Below are 25188 nucleotides of genomic sequence, written 5' to 3'. Positions count from 1 at the left end.
TTGTTTGCATGTTCGGATTTTAAACTGTGCTCAAGAGAATATCATCTTCGTCATCATTGCTATTAAAGGCTTCGCGGTCAAATTCACCTTCTGAATTCGCGACCAACAACGCGGTTACAGCTGTTCCTGTTGCATTTACAGCGGTACGACCCATATCGATAAGCGCTTCTACACCTGCAACGATAGCGATTCCTTCAAGCGGCAGGCCAAGAGCGGTTAAGACCACCGTAGTGGAGATTACGGCTGGTCCAGGTACGCCAGCTACACCAATTGAAGAGATGATACTTACTAAGACCAGTGTAATATAGTCAGTCCAGTTCAGATCAATACCGAATACTTGGGCGGTGAACACAGCCACAATCGCCGGCCAAATGCCGCCGCACGCATTAAAGTTGACCGATGCTCCTAACGGCGCAATAAAGCTCGCGATCCGCGGGGAGACATGAAGGCGCTTCGTAATCACTTCAAGATTGACAGGAAGTGTTGCGTAGCTGCTTCTAGTCGTGAAGGCAACGGTAATGGTTGGATAGATTTTGCGGAAGAAACGAATTGGATTCACCTTCGCTACTAATAGAACCAACCCGCCAAAGATAAGAACAAAATGAATAATCATTGCGACATATGAGGTAATGATTACGCTGCCCAGTTCCTGCAACGTTTCCCAGCCATAACGTGCGGTAATTCCTGCTATCAGTGCGAAGACACCGTAAGGCGTCAAGCGAATAATGAATTTCACGACCTGATGCAGTATCAGTGTCAGGGATTCAATAAGATCACGTACAGGTTTCACGGCTTCCGGTTTCTTGGAGCCAATTTTGATTATAGCTACTGCTAGGAAGATAGCGAAAATGAGCAGAGGCACAACCTTACCCGTAGCTGCTTCATTCACAGGGTTAGATGGCACAAGATCCAGAATAACCTGTGAGAAGGTAGGGATTTCCCGGGCGGCGAAATCCGCAGGTACATCCTGTTGTATCCCTTGACCAGGATTGAACAGCAGCGCAACCGATAGGCCGATAATAGAAGCGATACCCGTCGTTCCGAGGAACCAGGCGAAGGTTTTGATCCCTATTTTGCGCAGATACTCCAGATTAGTTAAGGAAGAAATACTGTTTAATACGAGTATGAATACTAAAGGGATGACGAGCATGCGAATCAAGCTGACATAAATGCTGCCGAATGTACTGATAGCTTTGGTCTCTAAATCGAAGTATTGAAAGAATATTCCGGCAATAAGTCCGATGCCAAGTCCGATGAGTACCCGAGTACCAAATCCAATGCGTTTACGTGCCAGTAGAAACAAAATTGCAAAAACAAATATGGAAGCTACAAATCCATACCAGTTCGTTTCGATGGCGGATAACAAGTTGTTATCTATGTTCACTACTAATACCCCCTTAAACCTAGTTTTTTAATGTGATTAATCCTATTGAGATCAATCTATATAGAATTTATAGTAAAGTCAATGTAATAATATGTTAAAAATAATCAATCCCGATAAAAACCATGTGAAAAATAAAAATTGATTGACAAGGCGCATCGTCATGAATAATATGGAACTTAATCACAAGCCAATTGGAATCGACTGGACAGCCGGAGATTCAACGAAAGACGCGTGTTTTGCGTCTCGTTGAGTCTCTTTTTTTTATTTTAGAGAAAGGAGAATTTAGGGGTTAAAGGTACAACGATGAAGTTAAGAAGCATGGATCTACTGGACAGCCAGAGATTCAACAGGTACGTAATACGTGCCGTGTTGGGTCTTATTTTATTTGAAAAGGATGGTACACATTATGAAAAAACTTACGATATCTTTGGTTGCTGCAACTGTTGTCTTTTCCGCACTGACGTATGCCGCAGTATCCGCTAATAAAAAGACAGCAGAGGCAGCATCCATTGAAGCAAGCAGTAATACAGCAGTATCGGTTTCAGCAGCAGCGGCACCTGTAGCTACTTCTGCAGCCGAAGTCGTTGTTCAGGCAGAAGCCACTTCGGCTCCTGTTACAGAAACGGTTCAGCCGGAATCTTCAGCTCCAGCAGTGGAGACTGTCTCCGCAAAAGCGACTGCTGCCCCAGACGCAACCGTTGATTCTGCGAAGAAGACTGTTGCTTCAGCAGCTCCAGCGGTGGGTGACACTCAGCCTAAGGCGACCGCAGCTCCAGCCGCGGAGACCGCTAAGGTAGCTACAACTACAACCACGGTAGCTGCGACTGTCAAAACGCAAACTCAAACAGCTACACCGGTTCCAACGGCTGCGCCTACGGCAGCTCCCAAAGCAATCGTAACTGCCAAAGCAGCTCAACCGACATCTGCTCCTGTCGTATCTGCTCAGCCTAAGGCCACTGCGGCTCCTGTAGTAACAGCAACGGAAGCACCTTCGAAATCGAAATCCATTACTTTCTCCACAACTGAGGTGGTTAAAGCGACAGCCGCTCCGGTCGTTGAGTCTGCCCAACCGAAGACATCGTCTTCTGCACCTGCATCATCCACGGTCAGCGCACCAGCTGCTGCTCCAGCGGAAACGGTTCAGGCACCCGCACCGGCACCAGCCGCTGAGGAAGAGGTTTGTCCTTGATGAGCGGCAGGCTCATTCAGGATTCCTTTCAGCCCATACATCACATAAACCTATTTAAGGCGAGGTGCACATAATGATACGACCATTAACCTTTAAAAAAATTCTAACGCTGCTGTTGGCAGCCTCCCTGCTAATTCTGCCTACTCAGGCAGGAAGAGCTTATGCTAATCCGGATAACGCAGAGGCGCTAACTTCTTTTGGCTCAAGTAGTGGTGTAAGCCACTTTGATTATTTCAGTCATGTCTATGACCGTCTGAATGATCCTGACCATGTATTTAAAACGGCAACCTATGAGGATATCGTTCATCTTTTTGAGAGTGAAGGCACTTACGCTGTTCTGGTTGGCGGCGCTTGGAGCGAGAATACACAGGCCGACATCGGCTTTATCAATGAAGTAGCTAAAGAATATGGCATCTCTACGATTTATAACTTTGATACTAAGCTGGACGGTGACACGCTCCAGATTGCAGACAGCAATAATAAATTTGCTTACAAATACGTTGACCTGGTAAACAAATATTTAAAGAATTTGAATCTGTCCTCGAAGGATGTTCCAGAACGCAATGTTAGCTATACCAATAAAAACGGGGATGTCGTAACTGCTAATAAGATCGAATCTCCATTTCTCTTGGTATACAACAAGGATCACAAGGATGCACAAGGAAATATCGCTCCTGTTGTATCCTATCTGGATAAAAGCTACTCGTGGAATGAGTTCCTGACGAACGGAACACTTGATGCTGCGAAGGTTAATGCGTATAAAGCATCAGTAAGAGAGGTACTTAGTGCCGCTTCTGGATATAACACGATCGATGAATCTGCTTATATCAAGGCGGCGTTTAACAAGAACTACGAGGGCGAAAATGAGGGCAAACCTACGATCTTCAACGAATCGGACGGTACGCTCGTGTATGAACATGTGACCTATCATCAGCTGAAGCAAATTTTGGCGAGTGATGGCAACTATGCGATTTTGTTAGGTGGATCATGGTGCCCTAACACGCAAGCGGTTATCAAATATATTAATGAGTATGCCAAAAAGCATAACATCGATAAGGTCTACTTCTTCGATACGAAGCTCGACTCTGGGGTGACGGTTGCTGAACCAAGCAATAACAGCGGCACCAAGGGCAATGCCAATCCGCACAATAATAATGAGCTTCAGATTAGAACAACCAATCACCCATATGCGAATTTATATGTTGATCTGGTTCGTACTTATCTGACCAATATCAAGACCGAGAACAATACAGCAGCCAAGCCATCTGTGATTAGTTATGTGAATGAGCTTGGAGACACCGTGATTGGAGATAGACTTCAGGTTCCATATCTGTTCACGTACAACAAGGGTAACAAAGATACAGACGGCACTAATGCACCTATTCTAGGGCATATTGAGCTTATGTACAGCTGGACGAACATCCAACCGGATTACGTGCAGGCGAATTACCCAGTCGGAGCCAGATACACTAACACTACAACAGCTCTGGATAAGCTATTCTCTAAACTGGAAGCTGTGCCCGCTGGACTTACAGGTGTAGCACCAACCGCAGCAGACAGTAAAGATGGGCAAATCTTGGGCACAAGTTCGGCCTTGGAATATAAGCTGGCTGGAGATACGGCATATACGCCAGTATCAGGATCCGCAATTACAGGGCTTGCGCCTGGTGTTTATAAAGTAAGATATGCGGCTACATCAGGATATCAAGGACCAACGAACGCAGCGGGACCGACGATCATTCCTTATAATGCTGGAGAAGATGTAAGTGTGGAGGTGCCTGCTTATATCCATCAACAAGCAGCTCCAACAGGTCTATTAGGGGTAGCTCCTACTTCTGAAGCTAACGATGATGGGCAAATTACGGGCTCAGCTGAAGGGCAGGAGTATAAGGGTGTTGGAGAAGCTGATTATAAGCCTGTAACAGGCGTAGCCATCACAGGTCTTACTCCGGGCTTTTATAATGTGAGATTTGCGGCAAAAGAAGGATACAGCGTAGGTAAAGATGCTACTGTTGAAGTTCCGGCCTATGGCGAGCAAGCAGCTCCTGTAGGGCTAGTGGGGGTGGCACCGACTACTGCAGCCAATAATGATGGCAAAATCACAGGGACTACGAAAGCGTTGGAGTATAAGTTATCAACAGTTACCGATTATGTCTATGCAACAGATGTAGAGATCGTTGGACTGGTACCGGGAACGTATCAGGTAAGATACGCAGCCAAAGAAGGGTTTAATGCAGGCAGAGCAGCAGAAGTGATTGTTCCAGTTTTCACTGCAGAGCAAGAAGCGCCATCTGGTTTACAGGGGGTAGCTCCTACCTCTACAGCGAACAATGATGGAAAAATCACAGGAACCACAACAGCCTTAGAATATAAGCTGTCCAGTGTGACTAATTATGTGTATGCACCAGATAAAGAGATTACAGGTCTAATACCAGGTACGTATCAAGTTCGATACGCAGCGAAAGAAGGTTATAAGGCGAGTCCAGTAACTAATATTATTGTCCCTGCTTATGTATCTATTTCAGACCCAGGAACAAGTGGGCCTGGCGGCAGCAATCCTGCGCCGAGCACGACCACACCAACACCAACAGCAAGCCCTCAACTGGTTGCTACAACAACAACCGGTAACACTGTGAATTTATCATCAACAGCAGCAACCAAAACGGATAAAACCACAGGAGTAACCACAGCAACAATCACGAAGGAAGCGGCTACCGAGCTTGTGAATCTTGCTAAAAAGGCAGAAGCGGATGGGAAGAAAGCCGTACTTGAAATTAAAGTAGCAGCTACTTCTGAAACCCAAACAGCCGAGCTTACGCTACCGAGAAGCATAATTAACGAGTTGGTCTCTGGTACAAAGGCCGAGATTACCATTCATTATGAGAATGTAGGTACGATTACGCTTGATGCCAAATCTTTGGCAAGTATTAGCGCAGCCTCGGATGCAGGGGACATTGTCATAACCATCGCTAAGGTTTCGTTAACGGCGGAAGGTAAGGCCGTTCTCGGGGACAGACCGGTTTATGATTTGTCGGTAAAAGCAGGTCAGAGTACCATTTCCACCTTTGGTGGGGGCATTATTCATATCAGTGTGCCGTATACACTGCAAGCAGGAGAACAGAAAGATGCGGTCATCGTATACCATATCAATACCAACGGAAGCTTGGAGAATGTACGCGGCAATTATAACGCTGCCAAGGGAACCGTAGATTTTGTTACCACACATTTCTCCCAATATATTATTGGATATAACAAGGTGAGCTTTGCGGATGTTTCAGAGACATCGTGGTATAGCAGTGCAGTAGGTTATCTTGCGGCACGCAGTATCACATCCGGTACGGATGCAGAGCATTACAGTCCGAATGCTGCAATAACTAGAGGGCAATTCATAGTCTTGCTCTTGAATGCTTATGGCATCACACCCGACGCTACCGCAACTGATAATTTTGCGGATGCGGGCAATACGTATTACACGAACTATCTCGCGACTGCTAAGCGCCTTGGGGTAGCCACAGGTTCTGGAGATAATCAATTCCAGCCAGAGGTTCAGATCACTAGACAGGAGCTATTTACACTCTTGTATCGCTCACTTGTAGCGATAGGTGAACTGCCATCCGAGAAGAAGGCTGTAGCTCTTTCTGATTTTGGTGATGCAGGGGATATTGCTGGCTATGCACAGGAAGCCCTTCAGGCGCTGGTGGAAAGAGGTGTAGTAACCGGAGCGAATAGCAAGCTGAGTCCTAAAGAAGTTACTACAAGAGCGCAAGCGGCACAGGTCATTTATAATCTATTATCGAAATGATTGGCGGTAGCTGAATATAACAGTAGAACCCCCCTGCTTTTTTACAGGGGGGTTCTACTGTTAAAACTTAATGCAGATTTTTCCGAAGTGTGTACCCTTAGCCAAGTATTGCAATGCTTCAACAGATTGTTCAAATGGAAATACAGCGTCAATGATAGGGCGAAGTCCATTTTGTTCAACCGCACGGTTCATCGTCTCAAACATGTCACGGCTTCCGACATTGATGGCTTGAAGGCGTGCTTTTCTCAGAATTGCAGGGATGATTTCAAAGCCCTCGACTTGGAAGCCCGACAGACCGCCTACCAGACTGATCCTTCCACCCACCCGCAGCGCCACGATTGACTTATTTAATGTGGATGATCCACCGAGATCAACAATATGGTCTGCCCCGCGTCCCCCTGTCAGCTCAAGAACAGCCTTATCCCATTCAGGGGTCTTTAAATAATTGATACCGAAATCCGCTCCCAATCCCTTTGCACGCTTAAGCTTCTCATCGCTGCTTGATGTGATGATCACCTGTGCACCGTGAAGCTTGGCAAATTGAAGCGCGAATAGTGAAACTCCACCCGTTCCTTGTATCACTACAGTCTCTCCAGCCTTCACCTTTCCTTCTTCAACAATAGCATGCCAGGCTGTAACACCTGCACAAGGAAGAGTTGCCGCTTCTTCATCAGTTAATAGATCTGGCACACGAACTAATCCCTCCTCGGGAAGCACAACATATTCTGCAAGCAACCCATCAAGCGGACTTCCAAGTGAGCTCACCCAATTTTCTTGTGTAGGTTCTCCCGAAACCCAGCTTTGAGTAAAAATACCGCTTACCCGGTCACCAATCTTGAATCTGGACGTATGCTCACCTAAGGCGACAACTTCACCAACACCGTCCGATACTGGAATTAATGGAGCGTTCAAAATCGGGTTATAAAAACCATCAATGACACCTAAATCTCTAGCGTTAAGGGAAACTGCCCGCATTTTTATACGAACTTCACCAGAACCAGGATTAGGAATTGGACGTTCGGCTACCTTCAGTTGATCGAGGCCAAATTCACTTTGGATTTCGTATACTTTCATGAGCAATCTCTCCTTCTTGAAGTGCATAGACATACAATAATCCATAAATTACACTTAAGTAAGGAGGCACTTTATAGTGTCCAGGGAACCAAAAAGTGCACGGGAGGACTTTATATGAACAATCCATTTTCGACGAATGCCGTAGAGCCTGATATCTCGTTATCGATTTGTGGGTACAGTAAGGTCCTTGATATTATCTCTAATAAATGGACAGCTTTGGTCATCTATGCCATGGAAGATGGAATCATTCGTTACAGTGATATCAGAAGACGAATCGAAGGCATCTCTAAAAAAATGCTAACTCAAACTTTGCGGCAACTGGAACGAGATGGGTTGGTACAACGCGAGATTACACCTTCCGTTCCACCCATCGTAGAGTATTCTCTAACCCCCCTAGGGGTGTCGTTACTTGAGCCTATGAGAGCGTTAAATCAGTGGACGAGTAAAAATTATGTGTGGGTTGAAAAGGCCAGAGCTTCATATGATCAAGTGGATCAAACAGAATAATTTGTGTGGGATAGATCTCTACACTCTAAGGGGGGACCAATGGTTCTCCCTTTTGTGTTGAAAAGGGCATTAGCATTCATAGATATAAGATTAGTGAGTTAAATTATGGAGTGGGATTCAGTTGAATGATACAATTATTGTAATTTTATGAAATAGTAATTTTTAACATCGTCAATTAGTCGCTAGAGAGGGGATTAGGATATGGGCCTTGCTGATGATCCAGTCATTGCGATTTCTGGTTTATGGATGAACTACACGGACCGAATGGTGCTAAAGGGCATTGACCTTAAGGTATACAGAGGACAAATTATTGGCTATATCGGCCCTAACGGGGCAGGAAAGAGTACAACTGTTAAGATTATGCTCGGTCTGGTAGAAGGCTATAACGGCAAAGTAGAGATTTTCGGTAGGGATATTGCTGATGGAGATGTTTCTTACAAAAAAAGAATAGGTTATGTGCCGGAGGTAGCCGAATTATATGATAGCCTCACCGCTAGGGAGTATCTAACTTTTGTAGGTGAGTTGTATGGTATGAAGCGTAGTGATGTGGATTACAAGGCTGGAAAATTAATGGCCTTGCTAGGTCTTGAGAAAGCTTATGATTCACGGATCGCAACCTTCTCCAAAGGGATGAAACAAAAGGTACTGCTGATCTCCAGCATGCTTCATGATCCCGATATTCTGTTCCTAGATGAACCGTTGAGCGGTCTGGATGCCAATAGCGTAATGGTGGTAAAGGAGATTTTTGCATCTTTGGCGGCAAGGGGCAAGACCATTTTCTATTCTTCACACATCATGGATGTAGTTGAGAAGATCAGTAGCCGGATCGTTTTGATCGATGGTGGAGATATCGTGGCGGATGGGAGCTTTGCTGAGCTAAGAGAGAAGGGCCGCGAAGGGTCGCTTGAGGATATTTTTAATCAATTAACTGGATTTGATAAATACCGTGATATTGCTGGGGAATTTGTTGCGGTCATGCAAGAGGGATATTCTCATGACTGATTTCTATGTGCTGAAGCTTCTGGATAAGCTGCGAGGTGGGTTTAGCCGAATCGGAGTTGATTATGATGTGATGCGGAGTATTCTGCAGGTCAAACTGACGATGGACGGAAGAAGAACACCAACAGTGCTCGCTGGAATGCAGAAAAAGGAGGAGAAGAAAGAGGGCTCGCCGCTGCGGGTGCAATGGATTTATTTACTTTTTGGCGTCATGTTAATTCCTCTTATGATGTTAACGGGGAACTATATGCTGCAGATGAGTCTAGTGTTTGGTGTAGTGATGTTTATGATTACGACCACACTGATCTCTGATTTCTCTTCCGTGATGCTTGATCTTCGGGACAAAAACATACTGGCTTCAAAGCCAGTGAACCGCCGTACCTTGAACATGGCGAAGAGCATCCACATTCTCATTTATTTATTTTCAGTGACGCTGACCTTGACCGGACCTTCGCTGATTTTGTGCCTGTTCAAACAGGGAGTACTATTTTTTCTAATATATGCTGTTGAGATCATTCTGATGGACTGCTTTATCCTCGTCATTACGGCGCTGCTTTATTTATTGATTATGAAGTTTTTCGACGGGGAGAAGCTCAAAGATATTATTAATTATGTACAGATCATTTTGACTATAGGGATTACAGTAGGGTATCAGCTCGTTGTTAGACTGTTCGATATTGCTGAATTGAGCCTCTCTTTTAAGCCGGCATGGTGGCAGTATTTGATTTCTCCGATTTGGTTCGCGGCTCCATTTGAGATGTTGATTGGCGGGGCGAGAGATACACACTTCGTGGTGCTTTCAGTGCTAGCTTTAGTAATTCCGGTTCTGCTGATTGTGGCTTATATTAAGCTGATGCCTTTATTCGAAAAGAGCTTACAGAAGCTTTCAGAACAAGGGAACGTTGGCAAGAGTAACGCCCGAATGGTGGACTGGTTGTCGAAAGTAACTTGTAAGAACCCGGTAGAGGGCATGTTTTTTCGCTTTAGCTGGTCAATGATGAAGAATGAGCGTGACTTCAAGTTAAAGGTATATCCGGCAATCGGTTATTCCATTGTCTTCCCGTTCATTTTTATATTTGGGATCTTTTGGGATGGGAATGCATCGTCTATCAAGGATTCGAACACATACCTGATGATTTATTTCGGTGCGACGTTACTTCAGACGGTTGTTCTAATGCTAAGGTACTCTGCGGGTTATAAAGGCTCTTGGATTTATAAGCTGATTCCTCTGCCAAACACCGCACCCATCTATCGTGGAATGCTTAAGGCAGCGATAGTTCGCCTGCTATTACCTTTATTCGCTATAGAAGCGATAGTGTATCTTTGGTTGTTTGGGCTGCGGATTGTGCCAGACTTGGTAGTCGTGCTGTTTGCAATGCTGATCTATGCGGTCATTTGTTTCCGTTCTTATCCTCCGGTACTACCTTTCTCAGAACGTTATGAGGCAGCTAAACAGAAGGATTACACCGCAAACTCCTTTGGATTACTATTTTTGCTGATGGGGATGGCAGGTATTCATTATGTCTTCACTTTGTTTATGGGTGGAGTTTATATCTACCTGTTGGTTCTGGTAGTTTTGAATCTATGGATATGGCGAATTACATTTCCCAAAAATGTATCATCAAAAGGTCATGGTTCAAGTTTTCCGGGTTGAGTGATTGTGTCAAATATGGACATTTTTCGCGTAATAAAAAAGGGTATAAATTCCAGTATTTACTTAGACAATCTTCTGAATACAGAGTAGAATACATCTAAAGTTTCTTTTTATGGATAACCTATAATCTTTACGCACTCTTCCATATCTGATATTCGTGTACTGATTTTTTACTTGAGAAATACGCTGAGCGATTACGGGATTCAAAACCGGTGAAGAGGTTAACTAATGGATAAAATGGGAATCCACTTTAATGTTTGGATTGTTTTACTATCATTTGTGCTAGCGGCGACAGTTACTTATTCTGCACTAAATCTGATTTCGCAAGTTTCACGTTCTACTGGCAAAATCCGACGTCTGTGGTTGATCTCGGGAGCTTGTGTGTTAGGCTGCGGTATATGGGCAATACATTATGTTGGGATAATGGCGAATCGCTTTCCGGCGGAGGTCAATTATTATCCAGGCAGATCTATAATATCACTATTAGTTGGTGTGTTATTCTGCTATTTGGCATTCCGGATCACATCTGTTCCTCAGTTAAAGATATGGAATTTAGTAGTAGGTGGTATTCTCTTGGGAAGCGGCTTTTCGGCTATGCATTATATCGGAATGTCTTCTATGAAGATTGCGACGAGGATTCATTATGATATATGGATTCAAGCCGTTGCTGTAATTCTGGTTTTGGTTTCGTCTTATATCGGATTATTGATGTTTCAAAAGTTTAAAGAATGCGCAGGGTTTCAGCGATGGAAGCTATACTCGGCGTTGTTTATCGGATTTTCAGTTACCGGATTGCATTACACAAGTGTAAAGGCTTGTCATTTTGAATATAACAACTTACCTGGAAGCAAACCTTTTTTTGTAGAGACTGATGTTATACTGTTAATGGCATTTTCGCTGGCAGCGCTACTTATGCTCGCAGTTTCTGCTGGCGCCGTATTTCTGGATCGCCATGTGCTTGAACGAATGGCTTATCAAGATCCGCTAACAGAGCTGCCGAATCGACATGGACTAGAACGCTATTTTAAAGATGAATTTTTTGAAAGCAGATCTGGTGCTGTTTTTATTGTAGATCTAGATCGCTTTAAGTCGATTAATGATACGCTGGGACATGATATAGGAGATATGTTACTACAGGAGGTCGCTGTTAGATTAATTCGTTCTGTAGGGGATAAAGGAAAGATCTTCCGTTTAGGCGGTGACGAATTCCTGATTGCTCTTCCAGATTGCACACTGGAGGGTGCGCAGGAAGAAGCAGGGCATATTATGCATGAACTTAAGGAATTCTATCGTATTCAGGGCAATGAGCTATATGTTACTGCAAGTGTTGGAATCAGTATGACTCCTATGCATGGGACTGATCGCTCAGCGCTAATGAAGGCTGCGGATACGGCTCTTTATACCTCTAAGGATTCAGGTAAGAATAAATGCAGTGTGTTCGACCAGGAAGTAAACCGCCATCAGTTACGGCGGATGTCGCTAGAGAAGGATCTTCGAAAAGCTTTGGCTCGTTCTGAGTTTATGGTTGTGTATCAGCCGAAATGGGATTCATATATGAATGTTACGGTGGGTCTTGAAGCACTGCTGCGCTGGAGACACCCAGAGCATGGGATCATTTCGCCAGCGGAATTCATTCCTATTGCAGAGGAGACCGGACTGATCGTTCCGATTACCTATTGGATGCTACATGATGTGTGTAGCCAGAACAGGTTCTGGCATAAGGAAGAGATAGCTAACGTACCGGTCTCAATTAATATGTCCGCACGGATGTTTGAGGATGGGAGTCTATACGATGTTGTAGCGGAAGCACTCACATGTGCAGAATTAGAGCCACACTTTCTCGAACTGGAGATTACAGAGTCCATTGCGATGCATAACATGAAAGAGACGGTTGCACAGCTGTCTAGACTTCGATTGCTTGGGGTAAGAGTATCGCTGGATGACTTTGGGACAGGCTTCTCCTCCCTTGGTAATTTGGATGAAATCCCAGTGAACACACTCAAGATTGACCAAGTATTTATTCGTAACAGCAAGATGCACTCCAAGAAAGCTATTATCAGCAATATTATTGCGATTGCGACTCATCTTAATATGGAAGTCGTGGCGGAAGGTGTGGAGACACCAGAGCAAATTGAATTGCTGAAATCACTGGGTTGTAGAGTCATGCAGGGTTATTATTACGGTCGGCCGATGCCTGTACATGAGCTGGGTGAGTGGTTTATAGCGAATACGGCAGCGTCGTGATCTCAATACATAGAAGAGGGGCTAGCGACCAAGCAGAATTTCTCTGCTTGGTCGCTAGCCCCTTTAAGTTTAAGAACTTACATGAATAAGAAGAATTATACTTTGAAACGTTCAATTAGAATCTGTAGCTTCTCAGCTAGCGAGGACAGGAAACCTGCGGCTGACTCCACTTCTTCCATGGCTGCAAGCTGCTCTTGTGAGGAGGCGGATAATGTTTCCGCACCGCTTGCTGTCTGATTAGCGACGTCTACAATATTCTGTAGAGTAGTAACGAGACCATCGGAGATGGAGGCTAGCTCGCGGACTGTTCCGGAAATCTGCTGACTTTGTGAAGCCATCCCAGAGACAGACATCTCAATCTCGGAGAAGGATTGACCTGCTGTTACGATTAATTCCCGGCCTTGATCCATCTCTTCTGTAGAGCGCTTCATGGTTTCTCCTGCTTGGTCCATCTGATTTACGATGATGCTTACGAGTTGTCCGATTTGAGCAGCAGATTGGGCGGATCGCTCGGCAAGCTTGCGTACGGATTGTGCAACTACCGCAAAGCCTCTTCCCTCTTCTCCGGCTCTTGCAGCTTCAATGGCTGCATTCAGCGACAGCAAATTGGTTTCTTCTGCGATGCTCGCAATCGTGCCCACAATATTCTCAATTTCCTTGGAGTAGCCGCCCAAGGTCTCAATAATGACAGCTAAATCAGTGATGCTGTCACTGACGATGCTCATCTGTTGTGTAGTAGAGTCCATTGCTTCTCGACCTGTACGAGCCTTTTCGGCGTTACTGGTAGCATTATTCATTGCGTTATCAGCATTTCCTGCAATCTCTGTAATGAAGTGTGACAAGTCTTGTACAGACTTATATCCACCCTCCAAATTTTGCAATTGTGTATTAGCTCCATCAGCAAGTTCAATCGAAACGTTGACACTGTACTCACCAGCACGGTTAGTTTCCTGTGCACTGGCAGAGAGCTCTTCGGATGAAGACGCCACCTGCATGGAGGTTTCATTAACTTCGGTAATGAGCATGCGCAAGCTCTGCGTCATGCCGTTGAAATTTCGAGCTAGTGTACCAATCTCATCCTTGCTGTTGAATGAAATAGGATCATGAGTAAGATCACCCTGTGCAACAAGATTTACGCCTCTGGATAGCTTTGTTAGTGGACTTACCATTCGGCGGATTAAGAGATATGCTGCCACAATAGCAATAACTAGAATGGAAGTCCCGATAATAAAAGGCTGAACAATGATGTCTCGGGTCCGTTCTTGAATTAATGGGCCATCGAAGTTAATAGCCATTAGAGCAACTATAGGCTTGGACGGATCATGATCCTGATAGATGGGGCCGTAACCCGTCTTAAGTGAGGTACCTTCGTATGTATAAACCTTGGAGTAAGCGGAATGCTTAGATTTAGTGATCATTTGTTTCTCTTCATCTGAGAAATAAAAAGTGTCGCCTGCTTTATAACCTCTTGCTTTGAAGCTTGAATCTGCGGCGAGGATCTTTCCGTCTAGCGATAAAATGAACGCCTCTTTAAAAATAGCCTTATGTGCCACAATCCAACCGATCCGGTCTTCGACAGCCTCCAATTTGCTTTGATCTCCTGCAATTAACGCGGTAATATCTGATGGGTCAATCAGCCCGGTTGTAATATTGGCGCATCCTACCAATTCGATACCTGCTGCTTCATCTACTTGCTTATACGCAGTACGGTATCCGAAGAACCCGATGGATGATCCAACAAGAAGTAACACGATGAACATCATCCAAGTTAATTTAGTTGCCAATTTCATTCTTTGCACCAACCTTGACAAAATATGTTTTCGGAGACAATCGCTCTCACTGCTACGATTATAGCGTATCGTTAAGCCTATGACCTTACATAGAATATAGTATTTTTGTGTCGGATATTGTAAATTGATGGAAAAATTATGGAAATAAACGTGATTATGAAATCTTTAGTAGACAAAAGCATTGAATCCTGACCAGTTCTAGTGGTACGCTTGTGTTATTAAAAAACGGATTGGGAGTTGAAACAAGGATGCCGCATCAATTAGATCCGTTAATAGAGCGTCTTGGATTATCCATGTGGAGAGTACAGCGTAAGATCATGTCTCAAAGGACTTTGCATAAAGAACTCGGACTTACCGTACCTCAGATGGGTCTGTTAAATATAGTAGCGAAAGAGAAAAAGTCGCGGGTGGTACAACTGGCGGAGTCTATGGAGGTCAAATCAAGTGCCATTACCGTGATGCTCGATCGCCTGGAAGCGCTGGGTTTTATTAAGCGTGAGACGGATGGATCGGACCGGAGAGCGGTTGTGGTGACCATCACCGAGGAAGGTCAGCAAATACTTGAAGAAGGACATTTCCGTTCAAAACAGCTGCTTGCTGAGCATTTATCTATACTGAAGCCGGAAGAGCTGCAAAAGTTTGCGGAGTACTACCGTATGATCGAGGATCAGGAACGGTAAATCTCTAGCTTTAGCTTATAGATACAGAAAGAAGGCCACCTTCTCCGGAGAGAAGGTGGCCTTCTTTGAAATATAATAATGATAAGTTCTAAGGTTTAATTGGTTTGTCTGGCAGCTGCGTAATGTAACTATGGGAAAGCTGTAGAAGTCTCAATGCTCGGTTGTATTCATCCTCAGTAGCAGCCGGTGCTTTTCCATTATAAATAGGGTATTGGGTATTATCTTCAAAGCTGTTACCCGGAATAAGCAGTCCTGAGCTGGAAATGAAAGATCCAGAAGGTAAATAATATCTTTCTGGCAGTAAATTATAAGTCTGACTGAGTAGATCTTGACCGAAAACTAGGTTATTCTCTAATGAAATTCCAAGAAGACCAGCAGCAGTTGGCATAATATCCACTTCGCCACCGACTTGCTCTAAGGTCTGTGGTGCTGTACTGTCTCCTGCATGAATGAGCAGAGGAATGTTTAACATATCCGCATAGGAATATTCATGACCATAAATTTCAGTCATTAATTGCTTATCATCATGATCGAGAGAATAAATAGGCAGTCCCATATGGTCTCCATAAATCATGATCACGCTGTTATCCCATACGCCATTCGCTTTAAGCTCTTCTACGAAATGTCCGAAGGCATCATCCGCATAGTTCTGGGAACGGATATAGTCACCCACAAAAGTACCTTCGTAACGCTCTGGTAGCTTCATGCGGTATTTTTCCTCAGGAATTGTGAATGGATGATGCGCTGACATCGAAATGATCTGAGCGTAGAAGGGTTGACCCTCGTTGCTCATTTCTTTCAGTTTGTCAGCAGTTTTACTATAGAGCGTATCATCAGAAGCACCGAAGAAGAAAACATCATCTTCACCAAAGAATGAGCGATCATAATAATGATCGAAGCCCAGTGAGTCATACAGCTCACCACGGTTCCAGAACTCTACGACATTGGTGTGGAAGGTTGCGGTCTGATACCCATTGTCTTTAAGCAAGCGTGGCAGACTTGGTAGCACCTTATCTACATAGGACATCGTTGCCGCACCACGCGGAGGGATGTAGGCGGATGTGTTCACTACGAATTCTGCATCTGACGTATTCCCTTGGCCTACCATTTGATAGAAATTAGGGAAGTAAAGACTATCCTTCATTACCTTGTTCAGGTTCGGTGTAATCTCTTGCCCGTCTAGCTCAAGACCCAGCAAGAAGTTCTGGAAGGATTCCAATTGAATGATAATAAGATTTTTGCCTTTAGCCGTGCCATGAAGTGGAGAACTAACCGCAGTATTAATCCCCTTCACTTGGTTGATGGCATCTTGTGTAATGTCACTTGATTGCACAAGCTCTGGTTCTTCTTTTGCAAAGATCGTATAGGCTTCGTAGTTAAGAATACCCATCTCCTGAGCTTTCTTAATTTCGTTCATACTAGCCTTATTAGGCAAAATGTTGAACAAGCATAAACCAAGTGAGACTGCGAATAGAACACTATATTTTATTTTTCCGTTACGACGGTTGATATTCTCTTTTTTATAGACACGGCCTTTCTTATTAAAGAAGAAATAGCCTCCTAGGACAATTATATCTGTAAAGATTAACAGGTAGTAAGGATCCATCAGTGAGAATACGCTGTTGCTGACGGCTGTGACTTGATTCACCTGTTCCGCGGCATGGTAAGTTACAATAACACCATAATATTTAAAATACATAATGGCTGCGAAAAAGATGGCTGTTACTAATAAATTGACTGTCATGTAATATCCAAGCTTTCGTTTGGAGGCGAACCTCTCAATAATACAGAAGAGCGCCCAGGCAAAAGGGATTTCTGTCAGTAATGATTTCCAAGGCAGCACATCATCAAAAATGACGCCCCAAGCCAGAAATGCTTTTAGGATAAAAAGTATTGTGAAAAACACAAAAGGTTTAATGATCCAACGTTTAATATTAAAGGATGACACAGCTTCCCCCTCTTTCTACATGATAAAACGCCATTTCTCAAACAGGACGAAACAGCACCAAGACAAAATGACTCCATAGTAATAAAATTTATTATGCAGGGCTAGCAGAAGAAAGTCAAAAACCGAAAGCGTAAGTATAAGCTTTGTGGAGTGCGTAAAGTTAAAGACGCATAGGTGAAAGATAATGTTTATGCTATCCCATGGGGTTATACAGCGATTAAAGGACCGAAATAGACATTGGGAATAAAAAGGATATATGGCTAATTAAGGGAGGCGAGAATAGTTGGATCATACTGTAACCCTATCCGTTAGAACTCTCGTCGAGTATGTTTTTCGCAGCGGTAGTATTGAGCCTGGATTTCATGGTACTTCCTCTATGGTTGAAGGAACACGAATTCATCAGAAAATCCAAAAGCAATATAAGGAAGGCGACCGCAAGGAGGTCTATCTGAAAACAGAGATCCCTTATGGTAGCTTACTCTATATAGTAGATGGGCGCTGTGATGGACTGCTTGTTTCGGAGGATGGGAGCCTAATCGTCGAAGAAATCAAATCAACCTCCGGACTGCTGGATATGCTGGAAGAGGGACATGATGTTCATTGGGCTCAGGCGCTGATGTACGCATATATGGTATCGCTGGAGCAGGAGCTTTCTTCTATTCAAGTAAAGCTTACCTATGTCCACCGGGCTACTGATGAGCAAAAAAGCTTGTACCGAACGTTGTCTTTAGATGAACTGATCTCATTTGCTAATGATACCGTAGCCAGATATGCTCCGTACGCTGAGATGATGGTTCGTCATGATGCTAAGAAAGAGCAGAGCCTTCGAGAGTTACAATTCCCGTTTCCTTCTTATCGAAAGGGACAACGGCATTTTGCCGGAGCGGTGTACAAATCCATCGTAGAAAAGGTCAGTCTGTTCGCTCAGGCGCCCACAGGTATTGGGAAAACAATGTCAACGCTGTTCCCGGTCCTTAAAGCAATGGGCGAAGGACAAGCTAAAGGATTGTTCTATTTAACGGCTAAGACGGTTACCCGTTTTGCCGCACAGGAAGCAATCTCGCTACTGCTGACGCAGGGACTCCAGCTGCATGTCATCACACTTACTGCTAAAGAGAAGACCTGTTTTCATGATGAAGGGATTTGCGGTAAGGATTTCTGTCCCTATGCGGAAGGCTATTATGATCGGATTAATGATGCGGTAATGGATCTGTTAGAGCATGAAACGCTGGTGAGCAGAGACACCCTAGCACTGTATGCTCACAAACATAAAGTGTGCCCGTTTGAGTTCTCGCTGGATGCAGCCTATGCCTGTGATGCGGTGATCTGCGATTACAATTATATATATGATCCTCGGATCAGCCTGAAACGGCTAACAGAGGAGAGAAAGAGAGAAACGGTGCTTCTGGTAGATGAAGCACATAATCTGGTAGACCGGGGACGAGAGATGTTCTCTGCCTCTTTGCTGAAGGCCCCCTTTCTAGAAATCCAGCGTCAGTACAAGGAAGTAAACCGTAATTTGAGTACTGCAGCTAAATCGGTGAATGCTTTTTTTATCTCCCTTCGCAAAATTTGTAATGAAGAGGGGCAAGGGCAGTGGGCTTCGTTCCCGGAGGAGTTGCCAGCCTTGCTTGAGATATTTTCTTTGGAGGCGGAACAGGAACTTATTCACCCGAGCGCCAGCATTGTTCCTCAGAATGGAGAAGGAGAGAATGTTCTTCTGGATACCTATTTTTCAGTTCAAGGGATGCTTCGCACCTTTAAGACCTATGATGAACGCTACATAACCTATGCTGAGGTTCGGCGCGGCGATGTGTACTTGAAGTTATTTAATTTGGATCCATCGCATTTACTCCGACAAATGTCTAAGAGCTTTCGAAGCCAGATTCTGTTCTCTGCTACGCTTTCTCCATTATCGTACTATCGGGATATGATTGGTGCGGTGGAGGAAGATTACAGTTTAACGGTCTCATCTCCTTTTCAGAAGGAGCAATGGGAAGTGACCGTGCTGCCTGTCTCCACACGTTATCATGACCGGGAAGCTTCCCTCATCCCGTTAACTCAGGCATTGAATCAAATGGTTTCAAAGAAGGGCAATTATCTGGTTTTTTTTCCTTCATATCTCTATTTACAAAACGTATATCAGGCCTTTACGGAGAATTACCCCGAAGTACGGACTTTGATACAGGATACAGGCATGAGTGAGCAGGCTAGAGAAAGTTTTTTAGCAGCATTTAGTCCAGATAATGACGAGACGCTGTTAGGATTTGCTGTACTCGGAGGGATCTTTTCGGAAGGTGTAGATCTGCCAGGAGACCGTCTCAACGGGGTAATGGTTGTTGGAGTTGGCCTACCACAGCTTGGTCTTGAGCGTAATCTACTGCGTCAGTATTTTAATGCCAGAGGTAAAAATGGCTTTGATTATGCTTATGTCTACCCAGGAATGTGCAAGGTATTGCAAGCTGGAGGCAGACTGATTCGAAGTGAGACAGATACAGGCATTATTGTGCTTGCGGATGATCGCTTTTTGCAGAGTCCTTACATGCATTTGCTTCCCGAAGAATGGAGAGATTATCTTATCCGCTCATAAGAGGGTATAATCTATGAAAAGGTATTCATAATCAATCGGCAGGAGGAAAAAGAATGACATTAAAAGTGGGTATTGTGGGTACGGGTTGGTTCTCTAAGGTACATGCTGATTTACTAGCAGAGATGGATAATGTCCGTTTGCAAGCGGTCTGCGGAAGCAGTAAGGCTAAAGGCGAAGATATGGCACGTCCATACGATGCTGCTGGATATGGTGATATTACGGAGATGCTGGATGCGGAGAAGCTCGATGCTGTTTATATTTGTGTGCCTCCACAATCTCATGGCGCGATCGAACGATCATTAATCAAGAGGGATATTCCCTTTTTTATAGAAAAACCGCTTAGTATGACTACTGAAATTCCCGCAAGCCTACTTCAGGATATCAAAGAACATAATTTGTTAACCTCGGTAGGATATCATTTCCGCTATCAGGAGAACATTAAACGTCTGAAAGAAACTTTGCGTGGTGACAAAGTCGGTATGATTATGGGGCAATGGATGGGCGGCATGCCAGGCGTAGCTTGGTGGCGTGATCAGAAGCAATCCGGAGGACAATTCACAGAGCAGACTACACATATCGTTGATTTGGTGCGCTATCTAGCCGGAGAAGTAAAGGAAGTTTACGGCATGTTCGGAAACCGGATTATGCATGAGCAGCATGAAGGTGTGAGCGTGGCAGATGTAGGTACCGTATCCCTGAAGCTTGAAAATGGAATTGTTGCTAATATTTCAAATACATGCGTTTTACCTGATGAGGTGGGAAGTGTAGGTCTTAGCTTCTATAATGATCGGGGACTTTTGGACTGGAACCCGGATCGTCTCTTGGAAGTGAGAAGCGGCAATAGCACCGAATTTGCGAATACAGGAAACCCATATTTAGTAGAAAGTGAAGCCTTCATACATGCTGTACGGACGGGGGATCGCTCGCGCATTTTATGCGATTATGAGGATGGATACAATACCCTAAAAGTCACCTGTGCGGCCTATGATTCAGCGCAAAGCGGATTGCCTGTTAAGTTCTAAGGTTCAGTTCATAGAAAAAGGACATGCTACTTTAGATGTACTAAAGAGACATGCCCTTGGCCCAAGCTGGGTTAGCCTAGTGGAGGAATATCGCGAGCAAAGCTGGCGCCACACCTATAGATAACAGCGCGGACAGAATCATCGCAATACTGGAGATGGTTCCGGTCAGTGAACTAAGCTCGAAGGCTTTGGATGTTCCTGTACCATGTGCAGCGGTTCCCAGCGATACACCGCGCGCAATTTCATTCTCAATGCGGAAGATGCGAAGTACAGTAGGGCCCATCATTGTACCAAGTATCCCGGTAATAATGACGAAGACTGCCGTAATACTCGGTACACCGCCGATACTTTGCGAGATGCTCATAGCGATCGGTGTAGTTACCGAACGCGGGACCAGACTAGCTGCCAGATCGCCGCTAACATGCAGCCATTTGGCGAGAAGTATGGAAGAGATCACCGCAACTATCGTCCCTGATAGCACGCCTGCCGCAATTTCGGCGGCGTGCTTTTTGAGTACCTTGAAGTTCTTATGCAAAGGGATGGCAAAGGCCATGGTTGCTGGTTGCAGCAAATCCGTCAGCCATTTTCCTCCCGCATTGTATGAGTCATAAGTAATGCCTGTTATAAGCAGAAAGATGATCATAATCACTGGTGTGATGATTAATGGAGAGGTGTAGACTTTACCGGTAGAAGCATAGATACGTTTCGCGAGTAAATACACCGCGACCGTGAGGCCAAAAAATAGCAGAGCGTTTAACATGATTCTTTCCGCTCCTTCGCTTTATAAATTCTACTGGTAAGTAATCCGGAACTAGCCATCACAACAAATGTGCCTAAGACGACAACGGCAAGAATGCGTAATCCATCCGTTTCCAGAATATTAGCGTATTTCATTACACCTATAGCAGATGGAATGAAGAACAGTAGGAGCTCGGCGAGTAGCCAAGAAGCACCAACCTCTACCCAATTCAGACGAATGACACCGAACTCAAGCAGGAGAAACAATATAATCATTCCGAGTATGCTTCCGGGAATAGGGATATGCAATAATGGGGTCACAGCATTGATAAGTAAAGAGAATAACATAAGTCCCGCCACCTGCAGCAAGCCTATAACAATCTTTTTCATAAGGCTTCGCTCCTTTCATAATAATGAAAGTTTACATCAATTGTTTTCATAGGTAAAATGAATAGATCGAATAAATGACATTCCTTTTGTCTATGGATTAGGGGGCACATAAATGGATATCCGACAATTAGAATATTTCGTTCAAGCGGCACGAATGAAAAGCTTTACCAGAGCTGCTGAATCATTATATATAACACAGCCCACGATCAGTAAAATGATTCGGAATATGGAGGTCGAACTGGAGGCAGACTTGTTCTACCGTGAAGGGAAGAGTGTAAGGCTTACAGACGCAGGGGAAATTTTGTTCACCAAAGCGCAAAATATCGTGGAGTCTTTCGCTAGCTTGTCTTCCGAACTGGATAACTTACGGAATCTGGAGCAGGGCCACATCCGCATCGGCCTGCCTCCAATGGTAGGAGCGAGCTTTTTTCCATCGGTGATTGGTCAATTTCATAAACGTTATCCGCAGGTTACGATTCGTCTTCATGAGGATGGGGCCAAAAAAGTGGAGGAAGATGTAGAAACGGGACTGCTGGACATTGGAATGGTCGTATTGCCTGTAGATACATCCAAACTTCATTGTTTTACCTTTGTTGAAGAGAAGTTGAATCTTATTTTGCCTATGGGGCATCGGCTGGCCGAGGCAGAGTTAGTTCCACTAAGTGAACTGGCTGAAGAGGAGTTCGTGTTATTCCGGGAGGATTTCACGCTGCACGATCGGATTATTACGGAATGTGTAAAAGCTGGATTTCAGCCGAAGGTTATATATGAGAGTTCACAATGGGACTTGATCAGCAAGATGGTAGCTGCGGGAATGGGGATCGCATTATTGCCGGAAACCATTTGCCGTGACATGGATCGCTCGCGATTGGTAGTCATTCCTTTGACAGATCCGGTGATTCCTTGGCAGATCGCTATGGCATGGCGTAGAGACCGTTATTTATCTTTTGCAGCACGTGAATGGATTTCTTTTGCAAAGGGACTATTGAGAACAGTACCCAAATGAGCTTCCCCACAAGCCTATAGAACCCGAATAAATAGCTATTTTATTTTTTGTGGATGTTCTGCAAATTTTTCTTTTTTTTTGAAAATATGTTTTTTGGTATCATGGATTATGATAGGAAGAGATGTTGATAGAGAGAAGGAGAGAGTTGTGACACTATATCAAGGTTCTTCCGAGAAAGCTTATAGAAGAGACTACAGAGAAGATGAGCTGTTTGTGACTATAGAGAGCCTTAGATGCGAATTGCTGGAAGTCGCGGAGCAACGGAGTCTTAGTGACCATGCTGTCCTAGAGCTAAGCGAGCGATTGGACGGTTATATTTTGCTGGCACAACATAAGATGATGGAGAACTTGCGCAGTCGCAAGGCAAGTGCAACAGCTTACTGCTGAAGCTCAAAAGCCGCTATTACAATAAATTAAACTCGATACATCCATAGAATTACACTATTACAAAGATCCAACCGATAAAGAGGAGAGAAATACGCTCCTCTTTTTGTCGTACAATCTATAAGTTGTACAATCCATAACTTTCACCTATAATGTCAATTAATAGGATCTTTTCAAGTCAAACTTTGGGGGTGCCGAGTGGAGGGAAAGTTAACAACTATACGCTCAGAAATTGAGAAAAATCTGTCCCGCTCCGGCCATAATCTCGCCTCATTTTCAAAAATATGTGGCCTGAATCGTGGAAGTCTCAGTGCAATTTTGCACGGGAATCCGCCGAAGCCTATGTCCCTGGGACAAATAGATGCAATCATTAAAGCCTTTGGATTTCCTGACGGTTGGTTGTATCCTTTATATATTGATGAATGCTTTAATGAGGAGAAGGTCTCACGCCGCAGGGTGGAGCCTTTTTTAATACGTTGCGCTGAACTAGGCAAGCAGCAATGTATTGATGAAACATTAAGCAAGTTATTGGAATATCCTAAATCGCTAGATATCGTTTATTCGATAGCTGAAAAATTGTTTAATAAAGGTAAAATAGATGAATCCATGTTTTTCTATAAAATTGTAGCAGAGAATGAGTCCGACAGTTACTCAGAGAGATTGGCTATCAGTCATTATCGTATTTTTAGAGCAATCTTATCAATTGTCGATTCAGATGAGAAGTTGCATGCAGTTATTACATTTGAACCTTTCAGGAATCGACTGCCAGAAAATATGCAGTTAGATGGTCTACTTACTCTAACGCAGTTGAGCTTTGATCTTCGTCGATGGATTAAAATGGAGTCGTTCGCTGATGAACTAAGAACGTTGGCCAATGCTGTTTATCGTGACCAATTACGAAAAAGTCAGGATAGAAGAAAGGAAGTTCTTCATACTGAACGTCCGCTTGTTGTTTATTATGGACATGGATATCTACTTAAAGCAATCTCACTTACCAAGCAGGGTAAATATGAGGAAGCTAAGAAGTATACTGCAGGCTATGCAGACCTTAGCTGGTTTGAAATGATTAACGAAGAAGGTCGTCAGGCTGTAGAGCAATTCCGGTTATTCGCAATTGGTAATGGATTCACGATAGAGATGTTGATGGGCAATGTGGATGTCTTGCCTAACTATACGGATTTTTTGGCAGATCACCCGGGCGAAATCTTGGCAGGACTTATTACCATTATGGATGCGGCTAATCGATATGGGTTCTCTGCTGATAATATACTTACACGATTCTCACGAGAAATGTTGAGATTTGAAGGGTTTCAGGAGCCGAATAACGTGGACCGTGTATTCCGTTTGTACTATCAAGTAGCGATCTATCAAATAAATAGGAAACGTTATGTTACAGGCGTGGATTATCTTGTGAAATCTCTCGAGTTATCTATTAAGCAGAATAATGGAAAAGACTTTATTAATTGTATAACTTTATTTGAAATGAGTAGAGATTATGCTAATACTGCTCAACAGGAGAAATATAGAGAATTAGTAAAGGGGGTGAGAAAAAATGAAAAAATCACTATTGATGATGGTAAGCGTGTTAGCATTGTTTAGCTTCATCATTATCGGACCTGTAGGCTCTGGAAGCAATGGAGGCATTACAACGTACGAGCATGGAGCTTGGTTCTAAGAATACAGAAATCTATTCAGTATTTTTATAATACAGAGTAATACATATACGAAATTGGACTCCCTTGCCATTGTGCTGGGGAGTTTTCTTTTTCGTAATAATTGATACCGTA

Annotated in this window: 19 protein-coding genes; 13 read left to right on the top strand and 6 right to left on the bottom strand. The window is 44.0% G+C overall.

Going from position 1 to position 25188, the window contains the following annotated elements:
- Positions 1-19: 19 nt before the first annotated feature.
- Positions 20-1378, bottom strand: a complete 1359-nt coding sequence (locus H70737_RS28055) for a dicarboxylate/amino acid:cation symporter (protein WP_042194660.1) — start codon at positions 1376-1378, stop codon at positions 20-22.
- Positions 1379-1790: 412 nt separating this feature from the next.
- Here H70737_RS28055 and H70737_RS28050 point away from each other — a divergent pair, with 412 nt between their 5' ends.
- Both H70737_RS28050 and H70737_RS28045 read left to right on the top strand, forming a co-directional pair.
- On the top strand, positions 1791-2573 hold the full coding sequence (locus H70737_RS28050; protein WP_042192612.1) for a hypothetical protein: 783 nt from the start codon (positions 1791-1793) through the stop codon (positions 2571-2573).
- A 73-nt stretch (positions 2574-2646) separates the two neighbouring features.
- Positions 2647-6375, top strand: coding sequence for an S-layer homology domain-containing protein (locus H70737_RS28045; RefSeq protein ID WP_042192610.1), 3729 nt, complete (start codon positions 2647-2649; stop codon positions 6373-6375).
- 60 nt (positions 6376-6435) lie between these two features.
- On the opposite strand, the gene H70737_RS28040 is transcribed toward H70737_RS28045, so the two are convergent.
- Positions 6436-7449 carry a zinc-dependent alcohol dehydrogenase family protein gene (locus H70737_RS28040; protein WP_042192608.1) on the bottom strand — a complete coding sequence of 338 codons (1014 nt, stop codon included), beginning with the start codon at positions 7447-7449 and terminating at the stop codon, positions 6436-6438.
- A 114-nt stretch (positions 7450-7563) separates the two neighbouring features.
- On the opposite strand from H70737_RS28040, the gene H70737_RS28035 reads away from it, so the two are divergent.
- The 4 genes from H70737_RS28035 to H70737_RS28020 all read left to right on the top strand — a co-directional run bounded on the left by H70737_RS28035 (position 7564) and on the right by H70737_RS28020 (position 12853).
- Positions 7564-7956 carry a winged helix-turn-helix transcriptional regulator gene (locus tag H70737_RS28035; RefSeq protein WP_042192606.1) on the top strand — a complete coding sequence of 131 codons (393 nt, stop codon included), beginning with the start codon at positions 7564-7566 and terminating at the stop codon, positions 7954-7956.
- Positions 7957-8157: 201 nt separating this feature from the next.
- Positions 8158-8958 (top strand): ABC transporter ATP-binding protein, encoded by an 801-nt coding sequence (locus H70737_RS28030; protein WP_042192604.1) that lies wholly within the window; start codon positions 8158-8160, stop codon positions 8956-8958.
- A complete protein-coding gene (locus tag H70737_RS28025; protein ID WP_042192602.1) occupies positions 8951-10609 on the top strand; it encodes a hypothetical protein in 1659 nt (552 codons plus the stop codon). The genes H70737_RS28030 and H70737_RS28025 overlap by 8 nt, the downstream gene beginning before the upstream one ends.
- Positions 10610-10837: 228 nt before the next feature.
- The gene (locus H70737_RS28020) at positions 10838-12853 is read left to right on the top strand and encodes a bifunctional diguanylate cyclase/phosphodiesterase (protein WP_042192600.1); all 2016 of its coding nucleotides are present in this window, start codon (positions 10838-10840) and stop codon (positions 12851-12853) included.
- A 95-nt stretch (positions 12854-12948) separates the two neighbouring features.
- On the opposite strand, the gene H70737_RS28015 is transcribed toward H70737_RS28020, so the two are convergent.
- The gene (locus tag H70737_RS28015; protein ID WP_042192597.1) at positions 12949-14643 is read right to left on the bottom strand and encodes a methyl-accepting chemotaxis protein; all 1695 of its coding nucleotides are present in this window, start codon (positions 14641-14643) and stop codon (positions 12949-12951) included.
- Between the two features lie 248 nt (positions 14644-14891).
- On the opposite strand from H70737_RS28015, the gene H70737_RS28010 reads away from it, so the two are divergent.
- A complete protein-coding gene (locus H70737_RS28010) occupies positions 14892-15323 on the top strand; it encodes a MarR family winged helix-turn-helix transcriptional regulator (RefSeq protein ID WP_052404451.1) in 432 nt (143 codons plus the stop codon).
- Positions 15324-15411: 88 nt separating this feature from the next.
- Here H70737_RS28010 and H70737_RS28005 read toward each other — a convergent pair whose 3' ends face one another.
- Positions 15412-17271: an LTA synthase family protein gene (locus H70737_RS28005; protein WP_042192594.1), complete on the bottom strand. Its 1860-nt coding sequence runs from the start codon at positions 17269-17271 to the stop codon at positions 15412-15414.
- A 283-nt stretch (positions 17272-17554) separates the two neighbouring features.
- On the opposite strand from H70737_RS28005, the gene H70737_RS28000 reads away from it, so the two are divergent.
- Both H70737_RS28000 and H70737_RS27995 read left to right on the top strand, forming a co-directional pair.
- Positions 17555-19861 carry a helicase C-terminal domain-containing protein gene (locus H70737_RS28000; protein ID WP_042192591.1) on the top strand — a complete coding sequence of 769 codons (2307 nt, stop codon included), beginning with the start codon at positions 17555-17557 and terminating at the stop codon, positions 19859-19861.
- A gap of 53 nt (positions 19862-19914) precedes the next feature.
- Positions 19915-20883, top strand: coding sequence for a Gfo/Idh/MocA family protein (locus H70737_RS27995; protein ID WP_042192589.1), 969 nt, complete (start codon positions 19915-19917; stop codon positions 20881-20883).
- Positions 20884-20959: 76 nt separating this feature from the next.
- Here H70737_RS27995 and H70737_RS27990 read toward each other — a convergent pair whose 3' ends face one another.
- Together H70737_RS27990 and H70737_RS27985 are read right to left on the bottom strand one after the other, a co-directional pair.
- Entirely contained in the window at positions 20960-21643 is a 684-nt protein-coding gene (locus tag H70737_RS27990; protein ID WP_042192587.1) for a CidB/LrgB family autolysis modulator, read from the bottom strand.
- Positions 21637-22011, bottom strand: a complete 375-nt coding sequence (locus H70737_RS27985) for a CidA/LrgA family protein (RefSeq protein WP_042192585.1) — start codon at positions 22009-22011, stop codon at positions 21637-21639. Before H70737_RS27985 ends, H70737_RS27990 begins: the two co-directional genes overlap by 7 nt.
- Before the next feature lie 112 nt (positions 22012-22123).
- Here H70737_RS27985 and cidR point away from each other — a divergent pair, with 112 nt between their 5' ends.
- From cidR to H70737_RS31550, 4 genes are all read left to right on the top strand, one after another.
- Positions 22124-23017 (top strand): cidABC operon transcriptional activator CidR, encoded by an 894-nt coding sequence (gene cidR / locus H70737_RS27980; protein ID WP_042192583.1) that lies wholly within the window; start codon positions 22124-22126, stop codon positions 23015-23017.
- Between the two features lie 147 nt (positions 23018-23164).
- Complete coding sequence (locus H70737_RS27975) at positions 23165-23404, top strand: aspartyl-phosphate phosphatase Spo0E family protein (RefSeq protein WP_042192581.1); 240 nt, start codon at positions 23165-23167, stop codon at positions 23402-23404.
- Between the two features lie 195 nt (positions 23405-23599).
- Entirely contained in the window at positions 23600-25000 is a 1401-nt protein-coding gene (locus H70737_RS27970) for a hypothetical protein (protein WP_042192578.1), read from the top strand.
- The gene (locus H70737_RS31550) at positions 24954-25076 is read left to right on the top strand and encodes a hypothetical protein (protein ID WP_262495583.1); all 123 of its coding nucleotides are present in this window, start codon (positions 24954-24956) and stop codon (positions 25074-25076) included. Before H70737_RS27970 ends, H70737_RS31550 begins: the two co-directional genes overlap by 47 nt.
- Positions 25077-25188: the final 112 nt, after the last annotated feature.

This window comes from Paenibacillus sp. FSL H7-0737, assembly GCF_000758545.1.
Taxonomy (GTDB): domain Bacteria; phylum Bacillota; class Bacilli; order Paenibacillales; family Paenibacillaceae; genus Paenibacillus_AQ.
This window is presented reverse-complemented; position numbering and strand designations above follow the sequence as displayed.

Excerpts from the sequence above, each read along its gene's own strand:
- H70737_RS31550 (WP_262495583.1), top strand. The coding sequence starts at position 24,954 with ATGAAAAAATCACTATTGATGATGGTAAGCGTGTTAGCATTGTTTAGC.
- H70737_RS27985 (WP_042192585.1), bottom strand. The coding sequence starts at position 22,011 with ATGAAAAAGATTGTTATAGGCTTGCTGCAGGTGGCGGGACTTATGTTA.
- H70737_RS28040 (WP_042192608.1), bottom strand. The coding sequence starts at position 7,449 with ATGAAAGTATACGAAATCCAAAGTGAATTTGGCCTCGATCAACTGAAG.
- H70737_RS28025 (WP_042192602.1), top strand. The coding sequence starts at position 8,951 with ATGACTGATTTCTATGTGCTGAAGCTTCTGGATAAGCTGCGAGGTGGG.
- H70737_RS28045 (WP_042192610.1), top strand. The coding sequence starts at position 2,647 with ATGATACGACCATTAACCTTTAAAAAAATTCTAACGCTGCTGTTGGCA.
- H70737_RS28015 (WP_042192597.1), bottom strand. The coding sequence starts at position 14,643 with ATGAAATTGGCAACTAAATTAACTTGGATGATGTTCATCGTGTTACTT.
- H70737_RS28030 (WP_042192604.1), top strand. The coding sequence starts at position 8,158 with ATGGGCCTTGCTGATGATCCAGTCATTGCGATTTCTGGTTTATGGATG.
- H70737_RS28010 (WP_052404451.1), top strand. The coding sequence starts at position 14,892 with ATGCCGCATCAATTAGATCCGTTAATAGAGCGTCTTGGATTATCCATG.
- H70737_RS28035 (WP_042192606.1), top strand. The coding sequence starts at position 7,564 with ATGAACAATCCATTTTCGACGAATGCCGTAGAGCCTGATATCTCGTTA.
- H70737_RS27995 (WP_042192589.1), top strand. The coding sequence starts at position 19,915 with ATGACATTAAAAGTGGGTATTGTGGGTACGGGTTGGTTCTCTAAGGTA.
- H70737_RS27990 (WP_042192587.1), bottom strand. The coding sequence starts at position 21,643 with ATGTTAAACGCTCTGCTATTTTTTGGCCTCACGGTCGCGGTGTATTTA.
- H70737_RS28020 (WP_042192600.1), top strand. The coding sequence starts at position 10,838 with ATGGATAAAATGGGAATCCACTTTAATGTTTGGATTGTTTTACTATCA.
- H70737_RS28050 (WP_042192612.1), top strand. The coding sequence starts at position 1,791 with ATGAAAAAACTTACGATATCTTTGGTTGCTGCAACTGTTGTCTTTTCC.
- cidR (WP_042192583.1), top strand. The coding sequence starts at position 22,124 with ATGGATATCCGACAATTAGAATATTTCGTTCAAGCGGCACGAATGAAA.